This is a genomic window from Pseudomonas sp. NDM (assembly GCF_003105095.1).
GTDB classification, from domain to species: domain Bacteria; phylum Pseudomonadota; class Gammaproteobacteria; order Pseudomonadales; family Pseudomonadaceae; genus Aquipseudomonas; species Aquipseudomonas moraviensis_A.
Genome location: NZ_QETJ01000265.1, coordinates 1 through 3,751, shown reverse-complemented (window position 1 = coordinate 3,751; position 3,751 = coordinate 1). Strand labels below are relative to the sequence as shown.

Sequence of the window (3,751 nt, the reverse complement as noted above, 5' to 3'; positions counted from 1 at the left end):
AGCGGTTTATCAGTCAATTAATTTGTCGTCTGCCACACCGCTATCGCGAGCAGGCTCACTCCTACAATGATTTGTGGCGGATTTGAAATCTGTTCAAAAGCGACCTTCACCTGTACCGAAAGCGCTACAGCGGAACGATATCGCTACACCCGCCTATCACCTGCGCTGCGCAACGCTTTGATCCCGTTCAGCTTTTCTCATCGCCCCAAGCTGTAGCGATTTCGCTACAACAGCGACATCCCGAGAAATGCGACAAACAGCCAAACTATTGATTTATATAGATAAATTAACCTTGGCCGCATTCTTGCTACCTGTCTCCTCATCTATTAGGGCTCCCCGCCCCAAGCTTTCCACCGCGTCCACCAGACGAGTCTGGCCCCTGAGGAGTTTCCATGAGCGAGTTGCGTTTTACTGAAGATCACGAATGGCTGCGCACCGAAGCCGACGGCAGTGTCACTGTCGGCATCACCGCGTTTGCGCAGAACGCCCTGGGCGACGTGGTGTTCGTGCAACTGCCTGAGCTGCAGGCTTACGAAAAAGGCGCCGAAGCCGCCACCGTGGAATCGGTGAAAGCCGCCAGCGGCGTGTACATGCCGCTCGATGGCGACGTGCTGGAAGTCAACCCGGCGCTGCAAGACGCTCCTGAGCTGGTCAACGAAGATCCGCTGGGCGAAGGCTGGTTCTTCCGCTTCCAGCCAAGCGACGCCGCCGCTGTCGGCAAACTGCTCGATCAGGACGCCTATGACCGCCTGATCAAAGCCCAAGCCGAAGCCTGAGGAATTACGCCATGACCGCCATCAATCTCGGCACCGCCAACGAATTCATCGCCCGTCACATCGGCCCGCGCGCCGGTGACGAGCAAGCCATGCTCAACAGCCTCGGCTTCGATTCCCTCGAAGCGCTGAGCGCCAGCGTCATCCCGGAAAGCATCAAGGGCACCAGCGTGCTCGGCATGGACGACGGCCTCAGCGAGGCCGACGCCCTGGCGATGATCAAATCCATCGCTGGCAAAAACCAACTGTTCAAAACCTACATCGGCCAGGGCTACTACAACTGCCACACGCCGTCGCCGATCCTGCGCAACCTGCTGGAAAACCCGGCCTGGTACACCGCTTACACCCCATACCAGCCAGAAATTTCCCAGGGCCGTCTCGAAGCGCTGCTGAACTTCCAGACCCTGATCAGCGACCTCACCGGCCTGCCGATCGCCAACGCCTCCCTGCTCGACGAAGCCACCGCCGCTGCGGAAGCCATGACCTTCTGCAAACGCCTGAGCAAGAACAAGGGCAGCCACCAATTCTTCGCCTCGATCCACAGCCACCCGCAAACCCTCGACGTGCTGCGCACCCGTGCCGAGCCGCTGGGCATTGAAGTTGTAGTGGGCGATGAGCGCGAGCTGACTGACGTGACGCCGTTCTTCGGCGCGCTGCTGCAATACCCGGCGAGCAACGGTGATCTGTTCGACTACCGCGAACTGACCGAACGCTTCCACGCCGCCAACGCTTTGGTGGCCGTGGCCGCTGATCTGCTGGCCCTGACCCTGCTCACCGCACCGGGCGAATTCGGCGCCGACGTGGCGATCGGTTCAGCGCAACGCTTCGGCGTGCCGCTGGGCTTCGGTGGCCCGCACGCCGCTTACTTCTCCACCAAAGATGCGTTCAAGCGTGACATGCCCGGCCGTCTGGTCGGTGTCTCGGTTGACCGCTTCGGCAAGCCGGCCCTGCGTCTGGCGATGCAGACCCGCGAGCAACACATCCGCCGCGAAAAGGCCACGTCGAACATCTGCACCGCGCAGGTGCTGCTGGCCAACATCGCCAGCATGTACGCCGTCTACCACGGCCCGAAAGGCCTGACCCAGATCGCCAACCGCGTGCACCACCTGACCGCGATTCTGGCCAAGGGCCTGAGCGCACTGGGCGCTAACGTCGAACAAGCCAGTTTCTTCGACACCCTGACCGTAGCCACCGGCGCACACACCGCCGCGCTGCACGACAAGGCGCACGCTGCGCAGATCAACCTGCGCGTGATCGATGCTGAACGTCTGGGCCTGTCGGTCGATGAAACCACCACCCAGGCTGATATCGAAACCCTGTGGGGCCTGTTCGCCGACGGCAAGACCCTGCCGGATTTCGCTGCGCTGGTCGCTTCGGCGCAGAGCACCATCCCTGCTGCGCTGGTGCGTCAGTCGCCGATCCTCAGCCACCCGGTGTTCAACCGCTATCACTCGGAAACCGAGCTGATGCGCTACCTGCGCAAACTGGCGGACAAAGACCTGGCGCTGGATCGCACCATGATCCCGCTGGGCTCGTGCACCATGAAACTCAACGCCGCCAGCGAAATGATTCCGGTGACCTGGGCCGAATTCGGTGCGCTGCACCCGTTCGCCCCGGCCGAGCAAAGCGCCGGTTACCAGCAACTGACCGATGAACTGGAAGCGATGCTCTGTGCCGCCACCGGTTACGACGCGATCTCGCTGCAACCGAACGCTGGTTCGCAAGGTGAATACGCAGGTCTCCTGGCAATCCGCGCCTATCACCAGAGCCGTGGCGATGAGCGCCGCGACATCTGCCTGATCCCGTCATCGGCCCACGGCACCAACCCGGCAACTGCGCAAATGGCTGGCATGCGCGTGGTCGTCACCGCGTGCGATGCCCGTGGCAACGTCGACATCGAAGACCTGCGCGCCAAAGCCATCGAGCACCGTGAACACCTCGCTGCATTGATGATCACTTACCCGTCGACCCACGGCGTGTTCGAAGAAGGCATCCGCGAAATCTGCGCGATCATTCACGACAACGGCGGCCAGGTGTACATCGACGGCGCCAACATGAACGCCATGGTCGGCCTCTGCGCTCCGGGCAAGTTCGGCGGCGACGTCTCCCACCTGAACCTGCACAAAACCTTCTGCATCCCCCACGGCGGTGGCGGCCCGGGCGTCGGCCCGATTGGCGTCAAATCGCACTTGACCCCGTTCCTGCCAGGCCACGGCCAGATGGCACGCAAGGAAGGCGCGGTCTGTGCGGCACCGTTCGGCAGCGCGAGCATTCTGCCGATCACCTGGATGTATATCCGCATGATGGGTGGCGCCGGTCTGAAGCGCGCTTCGCAACTGGCGATCCTCAATGCCAACTACATTTCCCGTCGTCTGGAAGAGCACTATCCAGTGCTGTACACCGGCAGCAATGGCTTGGTGGCACACGAGTGCATCCTCGATCTGCGTCCGTTGAAAGACAGCAGCGGCATCAGCGTCGATGACGTCGCCAAGCGCCTGATCGACTTCGGTTTCCACGCACCGACCATGTCGTTCCCGGTCGCGGGCACGCTGATGATCGAGCCGACCGAAAGCGAATCCAAGGAAGAGCTGGATCGCTTCTGCGACGCCATGATCCGCATCCGCGAAGAAATCCGCGCAGTGGAAAACGGCACCCTGGACAAGGAAGACAACCCACTGAAAAACGCCCCGCACACCGCAGCGGAACTGGTCGGCGAGTGGACTCACCCGTACAGCCGCGAGCAAGCGGTGTACCCGGTCGCCTCGCTGATCGAAGGCAAATACTGGCCGCCGGTCGGCCGGGTCGACAACGTCTTCGGTGATCGCAACCTGGTGTGCGCCTGCCCATCGATCGAAAGCTACGCTTAACCGTATAGGGGGATCAGTTGCACCGATCCCCCACACGCCGCAGCCCCCTGTAGGAGTGAGCCTGCTCGCGATAGCGGTGGATCAGCCGACTCAATTGTTATCTGACATACC

At 61.7% G+C, this 3,751-nt stretch carries 2 protein-coding genes; both read left to right on the top strand.

Features of this window, described 5'->3' with window-relative positions:
- Positions 1–392: 392 nt before the first annotated feature.
- Complete coding sequence (gcvH, locus tag DCO47_RS26105; protein WP_039758162.1) at positions 393–776, top strand: glycine cleavage system protein GcvH; 384 nt, start codon at positions 393–395, stop codon at positions 774–776.
- 11 nt (positions 777–787) lie between these two features.
- On the top strand, positions 788–3,640 hold the full coding sequence (gene gcvP, locus DCO47_RS26100) for an aminomethyl-transferring glycine dehydrogenase (RefSeq protein ID WP_116659233.1): 2,853 nt from the start codon (positions 788–790) through the stop codon (positions 3,638–3,640).
- The last annotated feature ends 111 nt before the right edge of the window (positions 3,641–3,751 follow it).

Excerpts from the sequence above, each read along its gene's own strand:
- gcvH (WP_039758162.1), top strand. The coding sequence starts at position 393 with ATGAGCGAGTTGCGTTTTACTGAAGATCACGAATGGCTGCGCACCGAA.
- gcvP (WP_116659233.1), top strand. The coding sequence starts at position 788 with ATGACCGCCATCAATCTCGGCACCGCCAACGAATTCATCGCCCGTCAC.